Raw genomic sequence first — 22,306 nt, 5'->3', positions numbered from 1 at the left:
TGCCGATTTCCGACAAACTCGTCCTCATGCCAGTAGCCGTCGTCGGACGAGGAACAGGTTGCCGAGCGCGAACAGTGTGAACAGATGGGCCCGGTTCTTTGCCAAACCGCGATACCGCGTTTTCATGTGACCGAACTGCCGCTTGATGACCCGGAAGGGATGTTCGACCTTGGCGCGCACCATGGCGATGATCCGGTTGATCTCCTCGTCGATGGGGTCGAGCTTGCCGCCCTTGGGCGCCTTGCGCATCACACCCCAGACCTTGCCATCCTTGCTGAACGCAGCCTCGCGCTCGGCGCTGACATAGCCCTTGTCGGCCCAGACCGACTTCTCTTCGCCATGGAGCAGTTCATCCCAGACCCGGCTGTCATGCACCTTTGCGGTCGTGGCCTCTAGGCTGTGGACAGTGCCGCTGTCCACGTCGACACCGACATGGGCCTTCATGCCAAAATACCAGTCATTGCCCTTCTTTGTCGAAGACATCTCGGGGTCCCGCGCCCTGGCCTGGTTCTTGGTCGAAGACGGCGCATCGATAATCGTGGCATCCACCAGCGTGCCAGAGCGCAGCGTGATCCCCTTGTCTGCCAGATGCGCGTTCACTTCGGCGAAGATCACCTCGGTCAGCCCGTGACGCTCAAGAAGATGCCGGCAGTTGAGGATGGTGGTCTCGTCGGGGATGCGGTCATAGCCCAGTTCGATCCCAGCGAAGCGGCGCATCGCTTCACTGTCATACAGCGTCTCTTCGGCCATCGGGTCGCTCAGGGCGTACCAATTCTGTAGGAAGTAAATGCGCAGCATCGTCTCCAGCGGCATCGGAGGCCGCCCGCCCTTCGGCCCAACCTTCGGGTAATGTGGCGCGATCAGCGCAAGCAGCCGCCCCCACGGAACCACCGCATCCATCTCTGCCAGAAACTGCTCGCGCCGTGTGATCTTCTTCTTCATCGCGTCGCAAAGGCCGGGAATGGCGGGCTGTTTGGGCATGAACACGGTCTCCTTCGATCGATGCCCGCAGCCTACCACATCACACTGAAACCGGCAGGTTTTTCAGACTTTCCTAAGGACTACCAACCGCAAGCCCCCTTACATCTCGCTCCCACCAAATTTTAAGAATTGCACTGATACTCTCAGCCGAAAAGCTCCTTGCATTATTCATCAAATCTTCATGTGAAAATTTATGCCTATCATTGAACCAATAACCGTCAGAAGCAAAATCGAAAATACTTTGCACACTGTGATATTTTAAAGATTTTCGCTTCTCCTTAAGATAGGGAAAGTCTGATCAACGGCCTCGGCTGCGCCGATATTGCCGCTTGAGGGCACTATGGGGCCAGACAAGCACCGTTTCCAGTGATTTTGGCGCTGTTTGAGCCGCCTGAGCGGCGTTGATGCCGATTTCCGACAAACTCGTCCTCATGCCAGTAGCCGTCGTCGGACGAGGAACAGGTTGCCGAGCGCGAACAGTGTGAACAGATGGGCCCGGTTCTTTGCCAAACCGCGATACCGCGTTTTCATGTGACCGAACTGCCGCTTGATGACCCGGAAGGGATGTTCGACCTTGGCGCGCACCATGGCGATGATCCGGTTGATCTCCTCGTCGATGGGGTCGAGCTTGCCGCCCTTGGGCGCCTTGCGCATCACACCCCAGACCTTGCCATCCTTGCTGAACGCAGCCTCGCGCTCGGCGCTGACATAGCCCTTGTCGGCCCAGACCGACTTCTCTTCGCCATGGAGCAGTTCATCCCAGACCCGGCTGTCATGCACCTTTGCGGTCGTGGCCTCTAGGCTGTGGACAGTGCCGCTGTCCACGTCGACACCGACATGGGCCTTCATGCCAAAATACCAGTCATTGCCCTTCTTTGTCGAAGACATCTCGGGGTCCCGCGCCCTGGCCTGGTTCTTGGTCGAAGACGGCGCATCGATAATCGTGGCATCCACCAGCGTGCCAGAGCGCAGCGTGATCCCCTTGTCTGCCAGATGCGCGTTCACTTCGGCGAAGATCACCTCGGTCAGCCCGTGACGCTCAAGAAGATGCCGGCAGTTGAGGATGGTGGTCTCGTCGGGGATGCGGTCATAGCCCAGTTCGATCCCAGCGAAGCGGCGCATCGCTTCACTGTCATACAGCGTCTCTTCGGCCATCGGGTCGCTCAGGGCGTACCAATTCTGTAGGAAGTAAATGCGCAGCATCGTCTCCAGCGGCATCGGAGGCCGCCCGCCCTTCGGCCCAACCTTCGGGTAATGTGGCGCGATCAGCGCAAGCAGCCGCCCCCACGGAACCACCGCATCCATCTCTGCCAGAAACTGCTCGCGCCGTGTGATCTTCTTCTTCATCGCGTCGCAAAGGCCGGGAATGGCGGGCTGTTTGGGCATGAACACGGTCTCCTTCGATCGATGCCCGCAGCCTACCACATCACACTGAAACCGGCAGGTTTTTCAGACTTTCCATAGCTTTCAGGAAAGTCTGATCAACGGCCTCGGCTGCGCCGATATTGCCGCTTGAGGGCACTATGGGGCCAGACAAGCACCGTTTCCAGTGATTTTGGCGCTGTTTGAGCCGCCTGAGCGGCGTTGATGCCGATTTCCGACAAACTCGTCCTCATGCCAGTAGCCGTCGTCGGACGAGGAACAGGTTGCCGAGCGCGAACAGTGTGAACAGATGGGCCCGGTTCTTTGCCAAACCGCGATACCGCGTTTTCATGTGACCGAACTGCCGCTTGATGACCCGGAAGGGATGTTCGACCTTGGCGCGCACCATGGCGATGATCCGGTTGATCTCCTCGTCGATGGGGTCGAGCTTGCCGCCCTTGGGCGCCTTGCGCATCACACCCCAGACCTTGCCATCCTTGCTGAACGCAGCCTCGCGCTCGGCGCTGACATAGCCCTTGTCGGCCCAGACCGACTTCTCTTCGCCATGGAGCAGTTCATCCCAGACCCGGCTGTCATGCACCTTTGCGGTCGTGGCCTCTAGGCTGTGGACAGTGCCGCTGTCCACGTCGACACCGACATGGGCCTTCATGCCAAAATACCAGTCATTGCCCTTCTTTGTCGAAGACATCTCGGGGTCCCGCGCCCTGGCCTGGTTCTTGGTCGAAGACGGCGCATCGATAATCGTGGCATCCACCAGCGTGCCAGAGCGCAGCGTGATCCCCTTGTCTGCCAGATGCGCGTTCACTTCGGCGAAGATCACCTCGGTCAGCCCGTGACGCTCAAGAAGATGCCGGCAGTTGAGGATGGTGGTCTCGTCGGGGATGCGGTCATAGCCCAGTTCGATCCCAGCGAAGCGGCGCATCGCTTCACTGTCATACAGCGTCTCTTCGGCCATCGGGTCGCTCAGGGCGTACCAATTCTGTAGGAAGTAAATGCGCAGCATCGTCTCCAGCGGCATCGGAGGCCGCCCGCCCTTCGGCCCAACCTTCGGGTAATGTGGCGCGATCAGCGCAAGCAGCCGCCCCCACGGAACCACCGCATCCATCTCTGCCAGAAACTGCTCGCGCCGTGTGATCTTCTTCTTCATCGCGTCGCAAAGGCCGGGAATGGCGGGCTGTTTGGGCATGAACACGGTCTCCTTCGATCGATGCCCGCAGCCTACCACATCACACTGAAACCGGCAGGTTTTTCAGACTTTCCTTCACTATTACACCAGCACATCATAATTAAGGAAAGTCTGATCAACGGCCTCGGCTGCGCCGATATTGCCGCTTGAGGGCACTATGGGGCCAGACAAGCACCGTTTCCAGTGATTTTGGCGCTGTTTGAGCCGCCTGAGCGGCGTTGATGCCGATTTCCGACAAACTCGTCCTCATGCCAGTAGCCGTCGTCGGACGAGGAACAGGTTGCCGAGCGCGAACAGTGTGAACAGATGGGCCCGGTTCTTTGCCAAACCGCGATACCGCGTTTTCATGTGACCGAACTGCCGCTTGATGACCCGGAAGGGATGTTCGACCTTGGCGCGCACCATGGCGATGATCCGGTTGATCTCCTCGTCGATGGGGTCGAGCTTGCCGCCCTTGGGCGCCTTGCGCATCACACCCCAGACCTTGCCATCCTTGCTGAACGCAGCCTCGCGCTCGGCGCTGACATAGCCCTTGTCGGCCCAGACCGACTTCTCTTCGCCATGGAGCAGTTCATCCCAGACCCGGCTGTCATGCACCTTTGCGGTCGTGGCCTCTAGGCTGTGGACAGTGCCGCTGTCCACGTCGACACCGACATGGGCCTTCATGCCAAAATACCAGTCATTGCCCTTCTTTGTCGAAGACATCTCGGGGTCCCGCGCCCTGGCCTGGTTCTTGGTCGAAGACGGCGCATCGATAATCGTGGCATCCACCAGCGTGCCAGAGCGCAGCGTGATCCCCTTGTCTGCCAGATGCGCGTTCACTTCGGCGAAGATCACCTCGGTCAGCCCGTGACGCTCAAGAAGATGCCGGCAGTTGAGGATGGTGGTCTCGTCGGGGATGCGGTCATAGCCCAGTTCGATCCCAGCGAAGCGGCGCATCGCTTCACTGTCATACAGCGTCTCTTCGGCCATCGGGTCGCTCAGGGCGTACCAATTCTGTAGGAAGTAAATGCGCAGCATCGTCTCCAGCGGCATCGGAGGCCGCCCGCCCTTCGGCCCAACCTTCGGGTAATGTGGCGCGATCAGCGCAAGCAGCCGCCCCCACGGAACCACCGCATCCATCTCTGCCAGAAACTGCTCGCGCCGTGTGATCTTCTTCTTCATCGCGTCGCAAAGGCCGGGAATGGCGGGCTGTTTGGGCATGAACACGGTCTCCTTCGATCGATGCCCGCAGCCTACCACATCACACTGAAACCGGCAGGTTTTTCAGACTTTCCTTAAGATTGTTTGATCGAAGTCAAAGTGCTCTGAAAAGTACCCCTGCCAACCCTTTGCCATTAAGTAGTCCAAAACAGCCAATTCAACACGTTTAGGCTCGCAATTCTCAAACTGCCAAACTTTTTTCTCAAGCCGCCTCAAGGCAATGCGTTCAACATTTATGATAATTCCCGCCATGGCAACGACACTTCCCTTCTCCACAAGTTGCAACAGTAATAGCAATACTTTTGAGTGTTAGTATTTTTTTCTATGTTCCATAGGTCAAACTAATTCTTGATCTTGGGTTCTGAGGGGGAACCGCTTGCGCCCCAATTCATATGCTCAGAAACCAGAGGGGCCCCAGCCACTTGCGCTCACGGAGGGCTGGTGTCACATACGCAACAGGACGCCAGCCACTCTCACCCAGACCCTCAGTTCAGCCTTCAAACATTTAATGCTTTGTACACAGCACCACGGGAACAGTTCAGTTCTCTTGCTATGGCTGTGGCACCCATGCCACTGGTATGCAGCGTCTTAATCTTGTCGTGGTCCAGTGAGCTAGGACGGCCCTTATAGACACCCTCAGCCTTGGCCTTCTCAATACCAGCTCGCTGACGTTCTTTGATGAACCCAAGTTCCATCTCGGACACCATGCCCAGCACAGTCAGCATAACAGTCCCCATTGGCCCTGAGGTGTCGATAGCTGGCTCAAGCACTTGGAGGGTACAGCCACGCTCATGCAGCTGGTGTACAAGGTTCAGCACGTCTCTGGTGTTGCGGCCCAGTCTGTCCAGCTTGTGAACGCACAGACAGTCACCCTGCACCATGAAGTCCAAGATAGTCGCCAACTCTGTACGGCCCTCAGTAGAGCGTCCAGACACCTTCTCTGACCTGATTACAGTACAGCCAGCTTTGGTCAGGGCTTCCTGCTGAATGGCTGTGGACTGAGAGAGAGAACTGACGCGGGCGTAGCCATACTTTGCCATGATAGATGCTCCTAAGTGTTCACTATGATTCTATGACTTAGTTAACAATACTGTTCATTAAGTATCAAAGCAACCCTCTGTATACACTAATTGAGGCTGATTACACTGTTAACCAAGGGTGTACTTAAAATGAACAAAGAGGGTTGGAGAGATAAAGAGGCCCAGTAGGCATCACAATACTAAGGGAAATAGACAGACCAGCAGCTTGTTCACTATGAACGCTACCCATGAACGCCTGAAACGTGGTAATCTGTAATGGATTCAAAGTGTTTAGCAGGTCGTCCCCTTAGGATTACCTGTTGACGTGAACTGGTAGATGAACGCCTTCAAGAAGCGGCTCAGGACCAGCAGCCACGGGGCCTGTTGACCAACCTTACCACCCACCCCACAATGGAAATTTGACCCTCCGAGGAAATAACTTAAGGAGAGCCTCAGCACCACCAATTACTTGCGAACGATTCGCAGCTGCTATGTCTTCGGACTATGCTTCTGATGCTTGGACTATTTGCCATGCACGTTATTGTTGTGCAGCGTTAGTTTTGCGAACAGCCGTGCACCTTTAGCAGACATGAAACCCGCGCAAAACGACCACGCCAACCTGCCAGAAGTAGATTCGAACAAAGTTGCGGCTGTCAGTCGCGGACCTTGCTTGCTCTCGAACGTTTTTCTGCAGGTGGTCATTTTAAAGAAGGATCGAAATGGGCAAGACAGACACGACAGAGCGGACAGGCATCAATAATTATCATATAAAAAAGCCACTATTACCCCAGCTCTTTGTCTGATGCTGTCCGGTCCTGTCCGATCAAAGCATTAGCCACTTTGCCTAGGCTTCAGTTCTTCAGCATTGCCGATACCGTGGCAGGGAATGTCGGCAGTGCCGTATGTTACATACGCCCAACCAGCACGGCGACTGCTATCACCCTTCATGTTATTCTTTTTCCTATGAGCATAGCCAGCATCAGTGAGCAACTGCTGAACCAAGGCTTCTTTGACGAAAGGGAAGGCCAACCTGATGTCAGCAACACGCCAAAGATACTTTTTGTTTACTTCAGCATTCAGGCCCGTCACTAGGTCTGCCTCTTGGTCTTCTGTTGCGGGGGACACAATTAGATCGGCTACACGATTTCCCTCTTGAGCAACAACGTAAGTATTCACATTGTTGTAATTCCGCTCACTCGCAACATATGCAAACCATGCCGCCAGAATATCCCAGCCCAGCACCTTAGGCTCAACGTCACCATGGGCAGTCTCTAACCAATTAGCAAATACAGCTATAAATTTCTGAGTCTCTTCGCGGTCAATCCGATGCTTTAAACGGGGTGTCACATAGAATCTCCTGTCTCCCTCTTCCGCATACAAGGGATAATCTTCATTGGAGAAAACGAATGTGCCATTAAACAAAGGTTGGGAAACAGGATTCTGATACTTTTCCTCGACAGTGATAACACTATCAGAAATCTTATCTTTGAGCTTTGTATAAGTTGCCTTCCTGTCATTATCTGTTTCATTCAAAACGATCAATTTATTCGAAAACTGGTTTCCGTTGAACTTCCCCACCACCTTATCAAGCGAAGTAATGTTGACGTTAGTATCACCCATAATCTTCGGAAGCAGAGTTTCGGTGAGAAAACCCTTACCTGTCCCTTGATCTGACCTAAAAACCATTGCCCAACGAGGGCGATTGAGATCGTGTAAAAGGCGGGCTATATAGCCCTCAAGCACCAGTGCAGCAGAGAAATCTTCGGGAAACCACCTCTTAAGAAACTCTTCCCACACCACAGGGCGCTGGGCATAAGCAGATATGCCCTCAACTATAAGTGGTCTTGGAGAATACAGCGGCGGCTGGTAGGTGTTAAAATACACACCATTGTTAATACCAACCAACGACATTGCTACAGGATAATAAAGAGAAGAATTAACAACAGGCAATAATGCTAAAACAGAGCCAATTTTACCCAACTCACCCTCAATGCATTTACCGTATAATTGACGCTGATACGATAATATACGAGCTTTTGTAACAGTTTCCGCTCGACCATAACCCGTCACTTCGCGGATAATTTCCGAGCCGCTTAGGTTAGATGTAATATAAAACCTTGTAGACAGCTTACGAGCATAGCCCCTGGCTTTTTCAAACTCTCCACCCTCTAAGCCGGATGCACTTTCAAGAAATTGGTCAATCCAAGCATGATGTATTTTCAGATAATCCTTGCCAGAAGTATGATCCCAATGACCGATATATGAATACGGAGAATTTTTCGCTGGCTGCATCAGTAGGTCCTTATTTTGAAAAACCATGACTGGTAAGGCAAAGCTGCGTGCTTCAAGGTACCCGAGTATTTAGTGGAACAGAAATCGGCATCATTCGCCCCCACTTCACCCTCTCCAGTAGTTGAAGATGTCGATCAAAGCATACGGGATAGCCTCCGCTCCTATGGCTAAGACCCGATCCTGCTCTTCTTGCGCTATGCCCATTACTGAGCTGCCATTATCATCCATCAGGTGAACCATGATAGGGGCAACAAGATGCCCGTCAGTGCCGCTCTCCGTGAGCCTCAGCCACTCTTTGGGACGCAATGCCACCGCTTGCATGAAGCCCTCACACCAATCCATCGCAATCACATGGCCTTCTCTAGCCTGCCAGAAGATAGGCTCGACGACAGGAGGATTAGCGACAAGACCGTGAGCAATGCCCATGAAAAGGTCAGTTATGTCGTTCAAGACCCAAATGGGAACAGCCTCAGGGTCTCCCCCTATAGCCACGGGTAGCCATTCATCTGAGGGGATCATCACCGGGGAGCAGATGACCCCATGAATGAAGCCATCAAGGTCCGACAGCATCATGCAGTTCTCAGGGCTGTGATCTGACGACAGGTAACCATCAAGAGCATCTAAATCTATGTTGTTGCTCATAAAGCCTAGCCCCTTAACGCCTTTGAGAAAAACCAGCACACAACACTATTTACTAAAATTACCCAAAACCTAATTTTTAAAATTTTAGCTATTCTAATCAAATGAATACTCAAAAAATTCTAGATCTTTTCTAAAGTGCTTTTCCACAAAATGCCGAGAACTTTTGTCATAATACTCTTGATAGGGCTTTCTCTCACTAGCATTAGAATGAGGCATAATATCAGGCTGCGGCAATCCAAGTATCGAAGTCACGTCTGGAAGAATTTCAGAAAAACACTCGAAGCGGTAGATTTTTTTTACAACAATATTGCCTTGCTTGTCAGCCACTTTAGAATGCTGCGTTTTGGTAAAATTCCAGTTCCTCCACCTTTGAATAGTCAAGAAATCAGAAAAATTCAGCCTAGCGGCTGCTCTGTGTGAATGGTGACGCTTGTTCTGCCTTACATATTCATACCGCGACACCATTTGATCAAAAGGATTTCGCACAATTGCAAATGTAAACATATTATCGAAAATATCATGGCCGATGCGATCTCTGATCCAGCAAGCATTCATATGAGGGGGGTGAACCATGTTTTCGGGTGCTCTTTGATAAGGGAGCATAGAAATTGCTTCATTGAGGTGAGTTCTATTTAGCCCCTTTATACCATATTGCTTTAAGACAGATTCAACAGAAGTCCCACCATTCTTCGCAATGTGAATGAAGACAAAGTTATGCGATCTCGAAATTATCAAAAAAATCCCATCCTCTTTTGCTGGAGTTATTACACCTGTGGCTCCACAAGCGCTCTCCCGGTACTGGCGAATTTACGCGACTGTAACTACAGATCAAGTTGCATACGCTACAAGGGCCAAAGCCATCGGCACAACCACAGACCAACACTGACCCCAAAAGATACCGTCAGCCATGATTGGTCGCATGTCCACCCCACTGGAAGCGTCCTGACGGTGTGTAGGCCACTATCTTGGTTTTCTGTCGCGCCTTACCTGCCAGAACTGGCCGATGCTCTCACGGAGGCTCTCTGGGGCGCTGGGCGGCATTAGGACAGAGCACTAGCGGAACGGCTACCCGCACAAACTCGGTACACAAAAACTATCTTATTCGGTACACACGCGTTTGCACACTACAGCACAAGCCATTGCTTTCATGTTATTTTTAATTTAAATCGATCCCTACCGCCGGAGCCAAAAATCTTAGAAAATCAGATAGCTACGCGCAGACCGTCACGGCGGGAAGCGTCTGATTTTTTGAATTGTCGCTGGATTTGCGACCAGGTTTTTTCGCGCCGATCTTTTTCCGCACAGCCAGGAGACCCGGCCATTCACGTGATCGCCTGGCACTGATTCAGGGCGCAGGATCACGTCTGGCGACTTGCCCTTGACCTTTCATGACAAGCCCAGCGACTTGCAGGCGCATGGACCAGATGGTTCGCCACCTGCTCATGATCGCATCTCCCGGTCGATACTCTCAAGCGACACGGCACAGCGTGTGAATGGCCTTGATCTCGTCCGTGAAGTCCTCGTGTCCGGGGATGTAGTCCAGAGGTCTTGTGATCGTCACCCGCGTCCAGACCCCCTCACCTTCCAGCTGCGCGATCATCCCGGCAAAGTCGCGTTCCTGCCAGAAATCGGTGCGCTGCGTGAAGGTGATCAGACCGCCAGACCGCACCGCACGGCATAGATCCCGCATCAGCGCCGATGCATCCGCGATGTAGCTCATCACGCCAACGGCGGCAGCGGCATCATAGGTATCGTTCTGCACCGGCAGTGGCAGCGCCTGAAGATCATGCCGGATCAGCCGCGCATAGCAGCCACGGGCCTCCGCATGGCGCAGAGAGGCCTCCGAGATATCGATCCCGTCCACGCGAAAAGCCCTGCGCCGCATCAGGGCATGCCCAAGCAACCCCGTTCCGCAGCCTACATCAAGAACCCGTGCATGCGCGGCCAGATGCGGGGTCAGCAGGTCGCAGGCATCCTCGGGCGCGCGATAGTGCCACGCAGCCAGCCTGTCGTCATAGCTGTCGGCCATCTCGTCGTAGTAACTTTTGACCGCGCCGGTGTCGGTGGCGCCCTGCCGCAGCGAGGTCAGCCGCGCTGCCGTGTCTCGTTTCGTTGGCAACGTCCCTTCCTTCTCAGGTGGCGTAATCCGGGCTTTCGGCATCGAGCAGCGCCTTGATCTCGCGCAGGTGATCCTCTGCGAAACCGGGATAGGCCTGCCATTCGCAGGCGGTCTTTTCCGCGACATCATCGGGCAGATGGCGCAGCGGGCGGCCCGTCTGCAGGGCGCGGATATAGGTCTCGGCGGCACGCTCGAAATAGTAGAGCCGGTTGAAGGTCTCGGCGACCGTGCGGCCGATCACCAGCACGCCGTGATTGCCCATGACCAGCGTGGTAATCTTCGGGTCCGCCAGAAGCCGCACACAGCGGGCAGCCTCATCCGCGAAGGCCATGCCGCCGTAATGGTCATCCACCACCACCCGGTTGTGGAACATTGCCGTGTTCTGGTCGATCGCGGGCAGACGCGAATCCGACAGGCTGGCCAAGACAGTGGCATGGATCGAATGCACATGCATCGCGCAGCGCGCGTGCGGACAGGCCCGGTGCAGGCTGCCATGCAACCCCCAGGCGGTCGGGTCCGGCGCATCGGGTCGGTCCATCGTCGCGGGATCATGCGCGTCGATCTCGACAAGGCTGCGCGCAGTGATGCGGGCGAAATGGCGCCCCGCCGGGTTGATCAGGAATCTTGATCCATCTTCATTCACCGCAAGGCTGAAATGATTGGCCACCGCCTCGTGCATGTTCAGCCGCGCGGTCCAGCGAAAGGCGGCGGCCATGTCCGTACGCTGGGTCCAATGGGTCAGGTCGTCTTGGTCCTTCATCACATGTCTCCCTATGGCGGAACGCGTGTCCGGGCTGTGCAGCGGCGGTGCATTACCTTCGCCATCCATCCCAGCCTATCTGCAATCAAGCCTTGGGGCACCATTTTTTCGGCCAGATCACAGCGCCGCATCGCAAAGACCGATGGGGTGTCCATCGGATACCGGGAGAATACGGATCATGACTCCGTATTCTTCCATTCCGGGACAACTTGAGCCCCGCGCGCGGCAAGCAAGTACCTTGCCTTGCGCCTGCCTTGCCAAATCAGCGCCAGATCGGATTTGACCATGCGCGGCGGCCTGCTGCGTCCACCACGGTGATGCGCAGCCACGGCGACGCGGCGCACCGCCTGTCCAGTTTCAACCGCGCGCGGGTCATCGATTGGCCCTGCTGCAGGATCGCCGCCGATCCGCGCCCTTGCACCATGACCGAGACCGCCGCCGAACAGCTGACCTCGACCGTATCGCCATCCATCGAAAGGCCCCGCAATTCCGGGCCTTGCGTCGCGTAATACTGACCGGATTTCAGGGCAGCCAGCAGTGCCTCGGGCGTGTTCTCTTCGGCCTTGACCATCACCCAGCCTCCGAAATGATCCGGCTCGCTGAAATGGGCGTCATCGGTTGCGATCAGCCCCAGACGCCGCCCTTCGGAAAGCAGCAGATCCGCGATCACGAACCCGTCGCCGCGATCGCATCCGGTGTGACAGCCGTGGTTGTAGATCTCGATTGCATGGGCTGCATCCAGCGACCGCGCGTCTTCGGGCGTCAGGCCGGACCAGTGGGGATGTGCGATGGCGACAAAGGCACCCGCCTCCGCTGCGCGGCGCGCAAGCTCCGGCCCGGTTTCCTGTCCGGCGACCGGTTGAAAATCGGGCGAATGCGAGGGCGCGAAATTCGCGGGCAGGCCGACGGCCAGAATGTGCCACAACTCGCCATTGGACAGCGCCCCTGAATGAAGCTCTGCGCCCAGTATCGTGGTGAAGCTGTTGTTGCGCATGGGGGCCGTATCGGTGATCGGATAGCCATATCGCCCGACGAAATGGTCGGTCAGCGCGATGAAGTCATAGCCTTCCTCGGCATAGCGGCGGCACACCGCGGCGGGGTCGAGAACACCGTCGGAACGGTTGGAATGCGTATGCAGGTTGCCGCGCCAGAAACGGCCCGGTGCGTTGAAGATATCGATCATGTTCCCTCGGATGATGCGGCGCGGCGCTCGCGCTCTTTCAGAATGGCCCAGACGACCGCCAGGGCGATCGTGACGATGATGAACAGAATGCCGATGACATTGACCACGGGCGAAAGACCGAAGCGCATCCGCGATCCGATTTCCGTGACCAGTGTATGCTGGCCGCCGATGGCGAACATCGTGGTGTTGTAATTCTCGAAGCTTTGCAGGAACGCGATGACGGCCGCCGTGGCGATGGTCGGGCGCAGGAACGGCAAGGTGATCCGCCGGAACGCCTGCAACGGCGTGGCCCCAAGATCGCGCGCCGCTTCTTCCAGCGACCTGTCCTGACGCTGCAACCGCGCGGTGAACATCAGCATGGCATAAGAGGCGATGAACGTCGTCTGCGACAGGATCGCGGTGAACAGCCCCCCGGCCACGTCGAAATTGCGCCAGAATATCACGGTCGAAATCCCCAGGATGATCCCCGGCGTCAGCAAGGGCGACACCATCGCGGCATAGAGAACCCCTGCCGCGCGCGGTCCCAACCGCCCCAGCAAAAGCGCCCCGGACAGGCCCATCGGCAGCGCCAGCACGATCACGGCCACCGCGATGATCAGCGAATTGCGCAGGCCCGACCACATGCGCTGATCGTTCCACAACTCGACGAACCAGTTCAGGGTAAACCCCTGCCAGACCGTGATCGAGGGCGGCGAATAGGCGTTGAACCCGGCCACCACCATGATGAAAAGCGGCAGGAACATGTAGGCAAAGAAGATCGCCATGTAGACCCGAAGGATCAGCCCGCTGCCTTGCCCGGTCATTTCGCGATGTCCTTCAGGCGGACCTTCAGCAGCTTCATCATCAGAAAGACGAACCCGGTGCAGACCAGAAGAAGGCTCAGGGCATAGGCCGCACCGACGTTCCAGTTCGTCGCCTGGAAAAACCGGTTGTAGACAAGCTGCGTGAACCAGGGATCGGCAGTGCCGCGCGTCATGATGTAGGGCACGGCATAGGACCCCGCCGAGAGCATGAAGGTCATGATGCAGCCCACCGCGATGCCGGGGCGGGCATGGGGCAGCACCACCCTTGCATGGATCTGCCAGGGCCTTGCGCCCAGATCGCGGGCCGCCTCGATCTGGTTGGTATCCAGCGTTTCCAGCACGTTATAGAGCGGAAACACCATGAACAGGATATAGGCGTAGACCATTGCCACAAAGACGCCCGAGCCGCTTTCGAGAAAGGCAATCGGCCCGATCCCGATCAGCCCCAAGGCCGCATTCAACGGGCCGGCGTAGTTCAGGATCATTTGCCAGGCAAAGACGCGCAGCAACTCGTTGATCGCATAGGGGATCACAAGCGCCAACATGATCATGGCGGCCCGGCGCGGCGGTTCCAGCTTGGCGATGGCAAACGCAATGGGATAGCACACGACAAGGGCGATGCCCGTCACGGCCAGCGACGCAAGGATCGTCTTGGCGAAGATCCACAGATGCGCCTGTCCCATCTGCCTGTAGTTCGCCAATGTCCATGTCTTGACCGGCGTGCTTTCCAGCGCTTCAAGCCGGGCGATCTCGGCCTCGATCCCGGCGCGGGTCGCATCGATTTCGGTGCGCAGGGCCACGTCGCTTGTGGATGCGCGGTCAAGGCCCAGCACGTCGAGCCGGTTATAGAGGCCGTCGATCTGCACCGACAGCTCGGCGGCGCCTGCCGGTCTTTCCATGCGCCAGAAAGATTGCTCGACCATGATCACCTGTGGCGCCGCGATCAGTCCCAGCACCCAGATGCCGCACAACATCACGATCACCGCAGACAGCGGCGCGCCGAAACTGCGCAGCAGGCTAATCATGCGCAGCCTCATCGACCGGCAGGATCACCCCTGTCGTGCTGTCGAACCCCAGCCGTATCGGCCCGTCGATCAGACCGGGTTTCCCATGGTTCAGGTGCTGCACGCTGAGCCTTGTCCTGCCCGTGTCGATCAGCAGCGTGGCAAAGGCGCCCTCCATGTCGCGGCGCACCAGCCTGCCCGATACCTCCTGCGGCGCGCTGTCACCTGCGCCAAGCAGCACAAGCCTTTCCGGGCGCAGGAACAGGCAGGCGGCATCGCCAACTGCCAGTCCCGGCCCCACCGGCGCGACAAAGCTGCCCTCAGCAGTGACGATGCGCGCGGTGGTACCGTCGATCCGCTCGATCCGGCCCGGCAGGCGGTTCATTTCACCAACGAAAGTGGCCACAAAGGCATTTGCCGGCCGCTCGTAAAGGTCGTCAGCGCTGCCCAGCTGCACGATACGGCCCCGGTCCATCACCGCAACACGGTCAGACATGGTCAGCGCCTCGCCCTGGTCGTGGGTGATATAGACGAATGTGATGCCGGTCTGTTGCTGCAACTGCTTCAACTCGGCCCGCATGTGCTGGCGCAGCTTCAGATCCAGGGCTGACAATGGTTCGTCCAGCAGCAGGACCGCCGGTTCCACCGCCAAGGCGCGGGCGATCGCCACGCGCTGCTTCTGCCCCCCTGAAAGTTCCGAGGGAAGCTTGTCACCCTGACCATCAAGCGCAACCTGTTCCAGCAAGTCCATAGCGCGCCTGCGCCGCCTTGTCCGGTCCCAACCCCGCATCTCCAGCCCGAAGGCCACGTTTTCCCAGACTTTCATCAACGGGAACAGGGCAAGGTTCTGAAAGATCAATGCGGTGGGACGGTCCGACGGGCCGATCCCCGTCATCGGCTCTCCGCCGATCGTCACCACACCTTCGGATGGGTCCAGAAAGCCGGATATCAGGCGCAGGATCGTGGTCTTGCCGCAGCCCGAAGGGCCCAGCAGCGAAAAGAATTCGCCCGCCCGGATGGTCAGGTCGGTGGGGTGGATGGCCTGAAAATCATCAAACCGCACGGCCGCGCCGCGCAGTTCGATTTCCATGCCACGGGTGGACTGGGTCATTTTGCTCTTCCAGACGAAAAATGGCGCGGGGTGTCAGTGCCCCGCGCCACCGTTGTCATGCTCAGGCGTTGGTCAGTTTCTCGGAATACTCTTCGCGCACAGCCGAGAACCAGGGCGTGAACATCGGCCACCACCAGAGTTTCTCGATCGCATCGCCCGGATAGGCAAAGGCGAAGGCTTCCTTGTTGGCATCCGACAGATGCGCCGATGCGCCCACTGCGGCCGAGTTGTAGCCGGTGGCATTGGCGAACATGCCGCCGATTTCCGGGGACATCAGGAAGTTCAGGAAGGCATAGGCCTGATCGACGTTTTCCGCACCCGACGGGATTGCGGCGGTGTCCATCCACGCCAGCGCACCCTCTTTCGGAGCGCCATAGCGCCACTTGCTGTCCACATCCATGTGCAGCTTGATACCCGTGGTGTCCCAGGTCTGGCCAATCGCGCAGCCCGCATCGGTAAAGGCACCGGTGGCCTCGGTCGCATTGTTCCAGTAGGCGCCGATATTGGCCTTTTTCCTGACCGCAAATTCCACGCAGGCATCGAAAATGCGGCGCGTGTCTTCCTCGGTCTTGTAAAGGTCCATGGCGCGGTTCGACGGCACTTCGCCGATCGCATCCAGATAGATCGCAAGGCTGACCAGCACCGATTTCTGGCGCATGGCCACCTTGCCGTCCAGACCATCGGCCCACAGATGCGCATAGGACAATTCGCCCGGTTTCACGTCGACGACACTGGTATCCCAGGTGATGCCCTCGGTGCCCCAGTCGAACGGCACCAGGTAGCGCTTGCCGCGGTGCGCCGCGCCCAGTTCCAGCGAAGAGCGCCACAGCGCCGGCTCGATCTGTGCGACGTTCAGCCTGGTCTCGTCGATCTCGGACAGCAGGTTGCCTTCGTCATAGTTGGGGCGCGTGTCGACCGAGGGGAACAGGATGTCGAAACCCTTGCCGCCTGCCGCACGCAGTTTCGACGCGGCTTCCTCGTTCGAGCCATAGGTCGACACATTGACCTTGATGCCCGTGGCTGCGGTGAAGGCGTCGGTGATCTTTCCATCGGCGAAGTAGTCGCCCCATGCGAATACGTTGACTTCACCCGACGAGGCCAGCGCGCGGCGCGCAATCAGCGGCATCGCAAGGGCGGCAGCACCGGCCGACAGAACCGCGCGGCGCGACACGGTGGAATGGGATTTCGACATCTGTTTCGTCTCCTGTAGCTTGACGATTGCCGACCCCTCACTGGGGCCGGTTGGTGTACCGGCTACAGTTCGGACATGACGGGACCGTGAACGGCACATGACAGCAGAATGAACGCGCAAACCTGTCCTCCCCCTCTAACGAAGAGACGCTCCGTCAGTCGATCAGGGCCGCAGCCCTGCCGCCCCCGGTGTCCGGCCCATCCGGGAAGGGTCCTGATCCCTGGGGACGGAATGCACCCGCGCCCGCGCCCGCGCATTCGCCATCATCGGCCACCGCGGCATGGTGATCGGACAGCGGCTTGAGCGTCCAGCGTTCGGGCGCCTGACCCTTCGCAAGAAGAAGCGGCGGTTTGGTCATGAGGGGGCCCGCCCCCCTTGCGCGCCCGCGACGCTTCGGATCGGCGACCGGAACGGCGGACAGAAGCTGACGTGTGTAGCGGTGCGACGGATGCCGCAGAACATCATCGGTCCGCCCCGTCTCGACAATCTGACCCGCGAACATCACGGCGACCCTGTGGCTGACCCGTTCGACCACCGCGATATCATGCGAGATGAACAGAAAGGAAATCCCCTCCTCCTGCTGCAACTGCGCCATCAGGTCCGTGATCTGCCGTGCGACCGATACGTCCAGCGCCGAGACCGCCTCGTCGGCGACAATCAGGGCCGGTTTCACCGAAAGCGCCCGCGCGATGCACAGGCGCTGCCGCTGACCGCCCGAAAACTGATGCGCATAGCGATCGGCCGCCGCATCTTCCAGCCCGACCTTGCGCAGCAGCTCCACGGCCAGATCGCGCAGATCGCGCGGCGCAATCTGCCCCGCAAGGCGCGCAGGTTCCGTGATCAGGTCACGAACCGGCAATCTTGGGTTCAGGCTGGCGAAAGGGTCCTGAAAGATCATCTGCGCCTTGGCCCGCAAGGGCCGCAGGCTTGCAGCGGGCATGTCGGTGACATCCTGCCCCTCCCACAGAATGCGCCCCTCTGCGGAGGGCACCAGCCTGAGAAGGGCACGCGCCAGCGTAGACTTGCCGCAGCCGGATTCGCCCACCAGTCCCAGTGTCTCGCCGCGACCAAGGGTCAAGGAAACCCCGTTGACCGCGTGATACTGGCTGCGTGACATGCCAAGTCGGCCGGTCGAGACCGGGAAACGGACCGAGAGGTTCCGCGCCTCGAGCACGGGAGGGGTTGCGCGCCTTGCCTGCCGCGCGGCCTTTGCGGGCAGCAGCGGTGCACCGGACCCCAGTATCGGCGTCGCCGCCATCAACTGCCGGGTATAGCTGGCGCCCGGCCGCGCGAAAATCTGCCCGACCCGGCCTTCCTCGACCTTGCGGCCATGCTGCAGCACCACCACGCGATCGGCGATTTCCGCAACAACGCCCATGTCATGGGTGATGAACAGCACCGCCATGCCGGTTTCAGCCTGCAGACTGCGGATCAGATCGAGAATTCCCGCCTGTGTGGTCACGTCCAGCGCAGTTGTCGGCTCGTCCGCGATCAGAAGGTCAGGACGGCAGGCCAGCGCCATTGCGATCATCACGCGCTGACGCAAACCGCCGGACAATTCGTGCGGGAACTGGTCAAGGCGCGCCGCCGGGTCCGGGATACCGACCTTGGCGAAGGCGTCGATGACCGCAGCGCGGCTTTGCCTGCGGTCCAGCCCCTGATGCAGGCGCAGCACCTCGGCCACCTGATGGCCAAGCCGCATCACCGGGTTGAGCGCGGTCATCGGCTCCTGAAAGACCATCGAGATGCGGTTGCCGCGGACCTGCTGCAACTGCCGTTCCGCCAGCGCGGTCAGCTCCAGATCATCTGCGCCCGCCTGCCCGTGCAGGGTGATCCGCCCCGCTGTGATCGCCCCACCCTCGCGCTCGATCAGTCGCAGGATCGCCAGCGCCGTGGCGGACTTGCCGGACCCGGATTCCCCACCAGCGCGACCGTTTCGCCCCGCCCGACGGTAAAACCGACACCTTCGACCGCACGATGGCGTCCGAAGGCCAGATGCAGATCCTCGACGGAAAGCAGCGGCGACATCGGATCACTCCGCCGCCTGTGCAAGTGCCGGGCGCAGATCGGGAAGTGTCCGGAAATCCGGCAAGGGTGGCGTCCAGCGCCGCGCATGGGGGCGGAATGCGTGGGTGACGGGATCATCGCCCACCACCTGCCAGTTGACCGTGTCGCCCAGTTCCAGAATGCCCATGGCCCCGGCAGCCTCGCCCTGCGTGGTGAAGCTTTCGGTCAGGGATTGCTGGGTCAGATGGGTGATCCCGTCCACGCATGTCACGGTGTTCCAGTGCACATGCCCTGCAAGGCAGACCACGGGCACGCGCGCCAGTGACAGCGCCGCGCGGGCGCGTGCGGCGGTGGGATAAGTCGACAGATCGGGGTTGTTGTGAAAATAGTAGTTTCCGGTCTGGGCATGCCCGGACAGCGGGACATGGCTGACCACCAGCGTGGGCCGGTCGGCCGCCTGCATCGTGCGGGCCAGCCAGATCAGATCGTTTTCCTGCATGCGGAACCCGCGTTGTGCCGGATCACGGTGGATGCGGCTATCGGCGCGCCACAGCACCAGCCGCCACCCTTCGATGTCGTGGACCTCGTGGCCCATGGACTGACCCAGGATGGCCTCGTTGTCGGCCACGCTCAGATGATCGCGGTCATGGTTGCCGTTGATATGCCAGATGGGGGCCGTCACCTCGCGAAACGCATCCGCCACCTCGGCCTCGAGGCGCAGATCCGTGTCTCGGTCCATGTCAGAGATGCGGTCGCCCATGTCCAGAACATGGGTGGCGCCCGTGTCTTTCACGAAACGGGCGAATTCGGGCATCAGGGGCAACGCCATGTCGCCGCGCTTGGCGGTCGAGGGTGCGCCGTGATGAATATCGGTCACGATGGCAATGCGAAGGGTCATGTCTGCCTCCTTTGGGGAAAGGTGCCGCCGCCCCTGTCGCGGGGCGGCGGCCTGCGTGGATCAGTTGCTGGAGAACGAGATCGCGCCGGCGCGGAAATCCAGAACATAGGGGATATGGCCGGGCTGCGGCGCCCAGTTCACATCGCTGCGCATCGCCCAGCTTTCGTAAGGACGGTAAAGCGGCAGAACCGGCGGGTTGGCCGCGATCCGCTCCATCAGATCGGCATACGCGACCTTGCGCTCTTCGACATCTGCGGAAAAGCGGAAGGTATCCCAGGCTTCTGCATACTCTGCATCCGTGTTGAAGCGGCCTTCGGATTCCGACGGGCCACCCGGTGCCCACATGACCCCGAAGCTGCCGAAGGGATCGGCGAAGTACATCGGGTTGGACCAGTTGCGCGCCATCATGTCGGGCGAGCCGCCCGTCCACTTTTCCTGAACGTCAACCTTGCCGTTGATGCCGACAGCCGCCCACATCTCGGTGATGGCCTGCGCCGCCAGAAGGCCATTGGTGTAATAGGTCGGGAAGGACGTGTAGGTGATCTCGAACCCGTCATACCCCGCCTCGGCCAAAAGGGCCCTGGCCTTTTCGGGGTTGTATTCGAAGGTGGTCAGCTCGGGCATGTAGAGGTCGCCGAACTCCGCCATCGTGTGGGTCGAGGGCACCTCGGCCTTGCCCAGCCACAGCGCCTCGTTCAGCAGGTCGCGATCAATGGCCAGCGACATGGCCTGACGGATACGCGGATCGGTCAGCTTGGGATGGTTCGCGTTCATGATCATGACATGGAACAGCGCGGTCACGCTGCCCTCGGCCTTCAGCGCCGGGTCGTTCTCGATCAATTGCAGCTGATCGGGGGCGATGTTGGTGGCGATATCCGCCTCGCCGGTGCGCAGGGCGGTCAGGCGCGAGGCGGTTTCCGGCACGGCCAGAACATTGACACGGTCGAGGGGGGCCGCATCGCCCCAGAAGGCATCATGACGTTCCCAGACGATCTTCTGTCCGGGCACGAACTCGGCCACCCTGTAGGGGCCGGTGCCGACCGGCTTGAGGGAAAATGCCTCGTAATCCTCATGCTCCAGCGCGGCGGGATCACCGGCAAGTGACTTCACATAGGCCGCGGGCAGGATGAAGGTCTGCTGCAGGTTCAGCAATGTCTCGAACAGCGGCTCGGGACGTTCGACATGCACGCGCACGGTCAGATCATCGACCTTTTCAGCACGGTCGAAGTTGGCCAGGCGGTCGCGCATCCGCACCTGGTAGGGCGGAAAATCGGCCTGGAACATGCGGTTGAGCGAGAAGACCACATCATCGGCGGTCATCACCGCGCCGTTGTGGAACGTGACGCCTTCACGCAGTTTCAGTTCCATGATCGTGGGTTCAACCAGGGTCCATTCGGTGGCCAGACCGGGCAGGAAACGCTGTTCCTTGCTGGTGTAATCCTTGTGGATCAGCGGATCGAAGCTGTTGAAGTAATACTGCGATCCGACGTTGGAATGGTCACGACCGGGGTCGAGGTAGCTGGATACGTTCGCGGCGGCGACGGTCAGGTCGCGCGCCTCGGCCATGCCGGCAAGCGAGGCTGCAAGAGCGGTGGATATCAGGAAGATTTTCATGGTTGTGTCTCCAGGGGTTGAGGGACGGGTCATCTTGAGCGGAGCCGCACATCCGCGCGGTCCCGCAGCCAGTCGCCGAGGATCTGCACGACGAATGTCACGGAAAGGATGAAAAGGGCCGGCACCAGCACGATCCAGGGCGCGGTGGGCATGTAGTCCCGCCCGACGCCGACCATGGCACCCAGGGTGGCGGTGGGGGGCTGCACGCCCAAGCCCAGAAAGGACAAGGTGCTTTCCAGCAGGATGATGCTGGACAGCGACAGCGTGAACTGCACGACCAGCGGCGAGACCAGATTGGGCAGCAGGTGGCGCGAGGCGATCCACAGCGGTGCCGCACCGGCGCAATGGGCCGCCTCGATGAAGGGAAGCCGCATCAGGCGCCGGACCTCGGCGCGCACGATCCGTGCGTATTGCTCCCATCCCGCAAGGCCAAGCACGATCACCATGACCTCGATCGCATTGCCCAGAACGGTCAGCAGGAACAAGGCGATCAGCGTGAAGGGCACGGCGATCTGGGCATCGACCGCGCCCATGACCACCGCTTCGGTCCGCCCGCCGACCATCCCGGCCAGCAGACCCAGCGTGCCGCCGATCAGCAGCCCAAGGGTGGCGCCAAGAACCGCCAGCATCAGGGTCAGGCGCAATCCGTACAGCGCACGGGTCAGAACATCACGGCCCAATTCGTCGGTGCCCAGCAGATGGCCCGGTTGTCCCCGCTCCATCCAGATGGGGGGACGCAACCGCGCAATCAGGCTTTGGGCATTGGGATCGACGGGTGCGATCAGCGGCGTCAGCAGCGCCAGCAGAACAAGAACGGCCCCCACGACCATCGCGACCTTCTGCACCGGGTCGGCCTCGAGCCAGAAAAGCGGGACCTGACGGCGGGGGATGTCGGACAGGATCGCCACG

General features: G+C 58.9%; 21 protein-coding genes. All 21 read right to left on the bottom strand.

The window, feature by feature from the left end:
- Positions 1-24: 24 nt before the first annotated feature.
- Positions 25-981 carry an IS5 family transposase gene (locus ACMUJL_RS20220; RefSeq protein ID WP_375568772.1) on the bottom strand — a complete coding sequence of 319 codons (957 nt, stop codon included), beginning with the start codon at positions 979-981 and terminating at the stop codon, positions 25-27.
- 429 nt (positions 982-1,410) lie between these two features.
- A complete protein-coding gene (locus tag ACMUJL_RS20215; RefSeq protein WP_375568772.1) occupies positions 1,411-2,367 on the bottom strand; it encodes an IS5 family transposase in 957 nt (318 codons plus the stop codon).
- A gap of 226 nt (positions 2,368-2,593) precedes the next feature.
- Positions 2,594-3,550, bottom strand: a complete 957-nt coding sequence (locus tag ACMUJL_RS20210; RefSeq protein ID WP_375568772.1) for an IS5 family transposase — start codon at positions 3,548-3,550, stop codon at positions 2,594-2,596.
- A gap of 246 nt (positions 3,551-3,796) precedes the next feature.
- Positions 3,797-4,753 (bottom strand): IS5 family transposase, encoded by a 957-nt coding sequence (locus ACMUJL_RS20205; RefSeq protein WP_375568772.1) that lies wholly within the window; start codon positions 4,751-4,753, stop codon positions 3,797-3,799.
- A gap of 63 nt (positions 4,754-4,816) precedes the next feature.
- Positions 4,817-5,038, bottom strand: coding sequence for a hypothetical protein (locus tag ACMUJL_RS20200; RefSeq protein ID WP_375571376.1), 222 nt, complete (start codon positions 5,036-5,038; stop codon positions 4,817-4,819).
- A 212-nt stretch (positions 5,039-5,250) separates the two neighbouring features.
- Entirely contained in the window at positions 5,251-5,793 is a 543-nt protein-coding gene (locus ACMUJL_RS20195) for a recombinase family protein (protein ID WP_375571378.1), read from the bottom strand.
- Between the two features lie 810 nt (positions 5,794-6,603).
- Positions 6,604-8,064 carry a primase-helicase family protein gene (locus ACMUJL_RS20190; RefSeq protein WP_375571380.1) on the bottom strand — a complete coding sequence of 487 codons (1,461 nt, stop codon included), beginning with the start codon at positions 8,062-8,064 and terminating at the stop codon, positions 6,604-6,606.
- A gap of 105 nt (positions 8,065-8,169) precedes the next feature.
- Entirely contained in the window at positions 8,170-8,706 is a 537-nt protein-coding gene (locus ACMUJL_RS20185; RefSeq protein WP_375571382.1) for a YecA family protein, read from the bottom strand.
- Between the two features lie 93 nt (positions 8,707-8,799).
- Entirely contained in the window at positions 8,800-9,441 is a 642-nt protein-coding gene (locus tag ACMUJL_RS20180) for a sulfotransferase family 2 domain-containing protein (RefSeq protein WP_416914426.1), read from the bottom strand.
- A 733-nt stretch (positions 9,442-10,174) separates the two neighbouring features.
- Positions 10,175-10,825 carry a class I SAM-dependent DNA methyltransferase gene (locus ACMUJL_RS20175; RefSeq protein ID WP_375571386.1) on the bottom strand — a complete coding sequence of 217 codons (651 nt, stop codon included), beginning with the start codon at positions 10,823-10,825 and terminating at the stop codon, positions 10,175-10,177.
- 13 nt (positions 10,826-10,838) lie between these two features.
- Positions 10,839-11,585: a class II aldolase and adducin N-terminal domain-containing protein gene (locus ACMUJL_RS20170; protein ID WP_375571388.1), complete on the bottom strand. Its 747-nt coding sequence runs from the start codon at positions 11,583-11,585 to the stop codon at positions 10,839-10,841.
- A 262-nt stretch (positions 11,586-11,847) separates the two neighbouring features.
- Positions 11,848-12,768 (bottom strand): CehA/McbA family metallohydrolase, encoded by a 921-nt coding sequence (locus tag ACMUJL_RS20165; protein WP_375571390.1) that lies wholly within the window; start codon positions 12,766-12,768, stop codon positions 11,848-11,850.
- Complete coding sequence (locus ACMUJL_RS20160) at positions 12,765-13,571, bottom strand: ABC transporter permease (RefSeq protein WP_375571392.1); 807 nt, start codon at positions 13,569-13,571, stop codon at positions 12,765-12,767. The genes ACMUJL_RS20165 and ACMUJL_RS20160 overlap by 4 nt, the downstream gene beginning before the upstream one ends.
- Positions 13,568-14,596, bottom strand: a complete 1,029-nt coding sequence (locus ACMUJL_RS20155) for an ABC transporter permease (RefSeq protein WP_375571394.1) — start codon at positions 14,594-14,596, stop codon at positions 13,568-13,570. The genes ACMUJL_RS20160 and ACMUJL_RS20155 overlap by 4 nt, the downstream gene beginning before the upstream one ends.
- A complete protein-coding gene (locus ACMUJL_RS20150; protein WP_375571396.1) occupies positions 14,589-15,686 on the bottom strand; it encodes an ABC transporter ATP-binding protein in 1,098 nt (365 codons plus the stop codon). Before ACMUJL_RS20150 ends, ACMUJL_RS20155 begins: the two co-directional genes overlap by 8 nt.
- 61 nt (positions 15,687-15,747) lie before the next feature.
- A complete protein-coding gene (locus ACMUJL_RS20145; RefSeq protein WP_375571398.1) occupies positions 15,748-16,878 on the bottom strand; it encodes an extracellular solute-binding protein in 1,131 nt (376 codons plus the stop codon).
- Between the two features lie 154 nt (positions 16,879-17,032).
- The gene (locus tag ACMUJL_RS20140; protein WP_416914450.1) at positions 17,033-18,766 is read right to left on the bottom strand and encodes a dipeptide ABC transporter ATP-binding protein; all 1,734 of its coding nucleotides are present in this window, start codon (positions 18,764-18,766) and stop codon (positions 17,033-17,035) included.
- The gene (locus ACMUJL_RS20135; RefSeq protein ID WP_416914425.1) at positions 18,748-18,906 is read right to left on the bottom strand and encodes a hypothetical protein; all 159 of its coding nucleotides are present in this window, start codon (positions 18,904-18,906) and stop codon (positions 18,748-18,750) included. The genes ACMUJL_RS20140 and ACMUJL_RS20135 overlap by 19 nt, the downstream gene beginning before the upstream one ends.
- 4 nt (positions 18,907-18,910) lie before the next feature.
- Positions 18,911-19,783, bottom strand: a complete 873-nt coding sequence (locus tag ACMUJL_RS20130; RefSeq protein WP_375571402.1) for a metallophosphoesterase family protein — start codon at positions 19,781-19,783, stop codon at positions 18,911-18,913.
- Between the two features lie 60 nt (positions 19,784-19,843).
- Positions 19,844-21,397: an ABC transporter substrate-binding protein gene (locus tag ACMUJL_RS20125; protein WP_375571404.1), complete on the bottom strand. Its 1,554-nt coding sequence runs from the start codon at positions 21,395-21,397 to the stop codon at positions 19,844-19,846.
- A 29-nt stretch (positions 21,398-21,426) separates the two neighbouring features.
- The gene (locus ACMUJL_RS20120; RefSeq protein WP_416914424.1) at positions 21,427-22,305 is read right to left on the bottom strand and encodes an ABC transporter permease; all 879 of its coding nucleotides are present in this window, start codon (positions 22,303-22,305) and stop codon (positions 21,427-21,429) included.
- Position 22,306 lies beyond the last annotated feature (1 nt).

Source organism: Seohaeicola sp. (assembly GCF_048006315.1).
In the GTDB taxonomy this organism is placed as follows: Bacteria; Pseudomonadota; Alphaproteobacteria; order Rhodobacterales; family Rhodobacteraceae; genus Seohaeicola.
The sequence above is the reverse complement of the archived record's forward strand: the minus strand, read 5'-3'. Positions and strand labels throughout refer to the sequence as shown.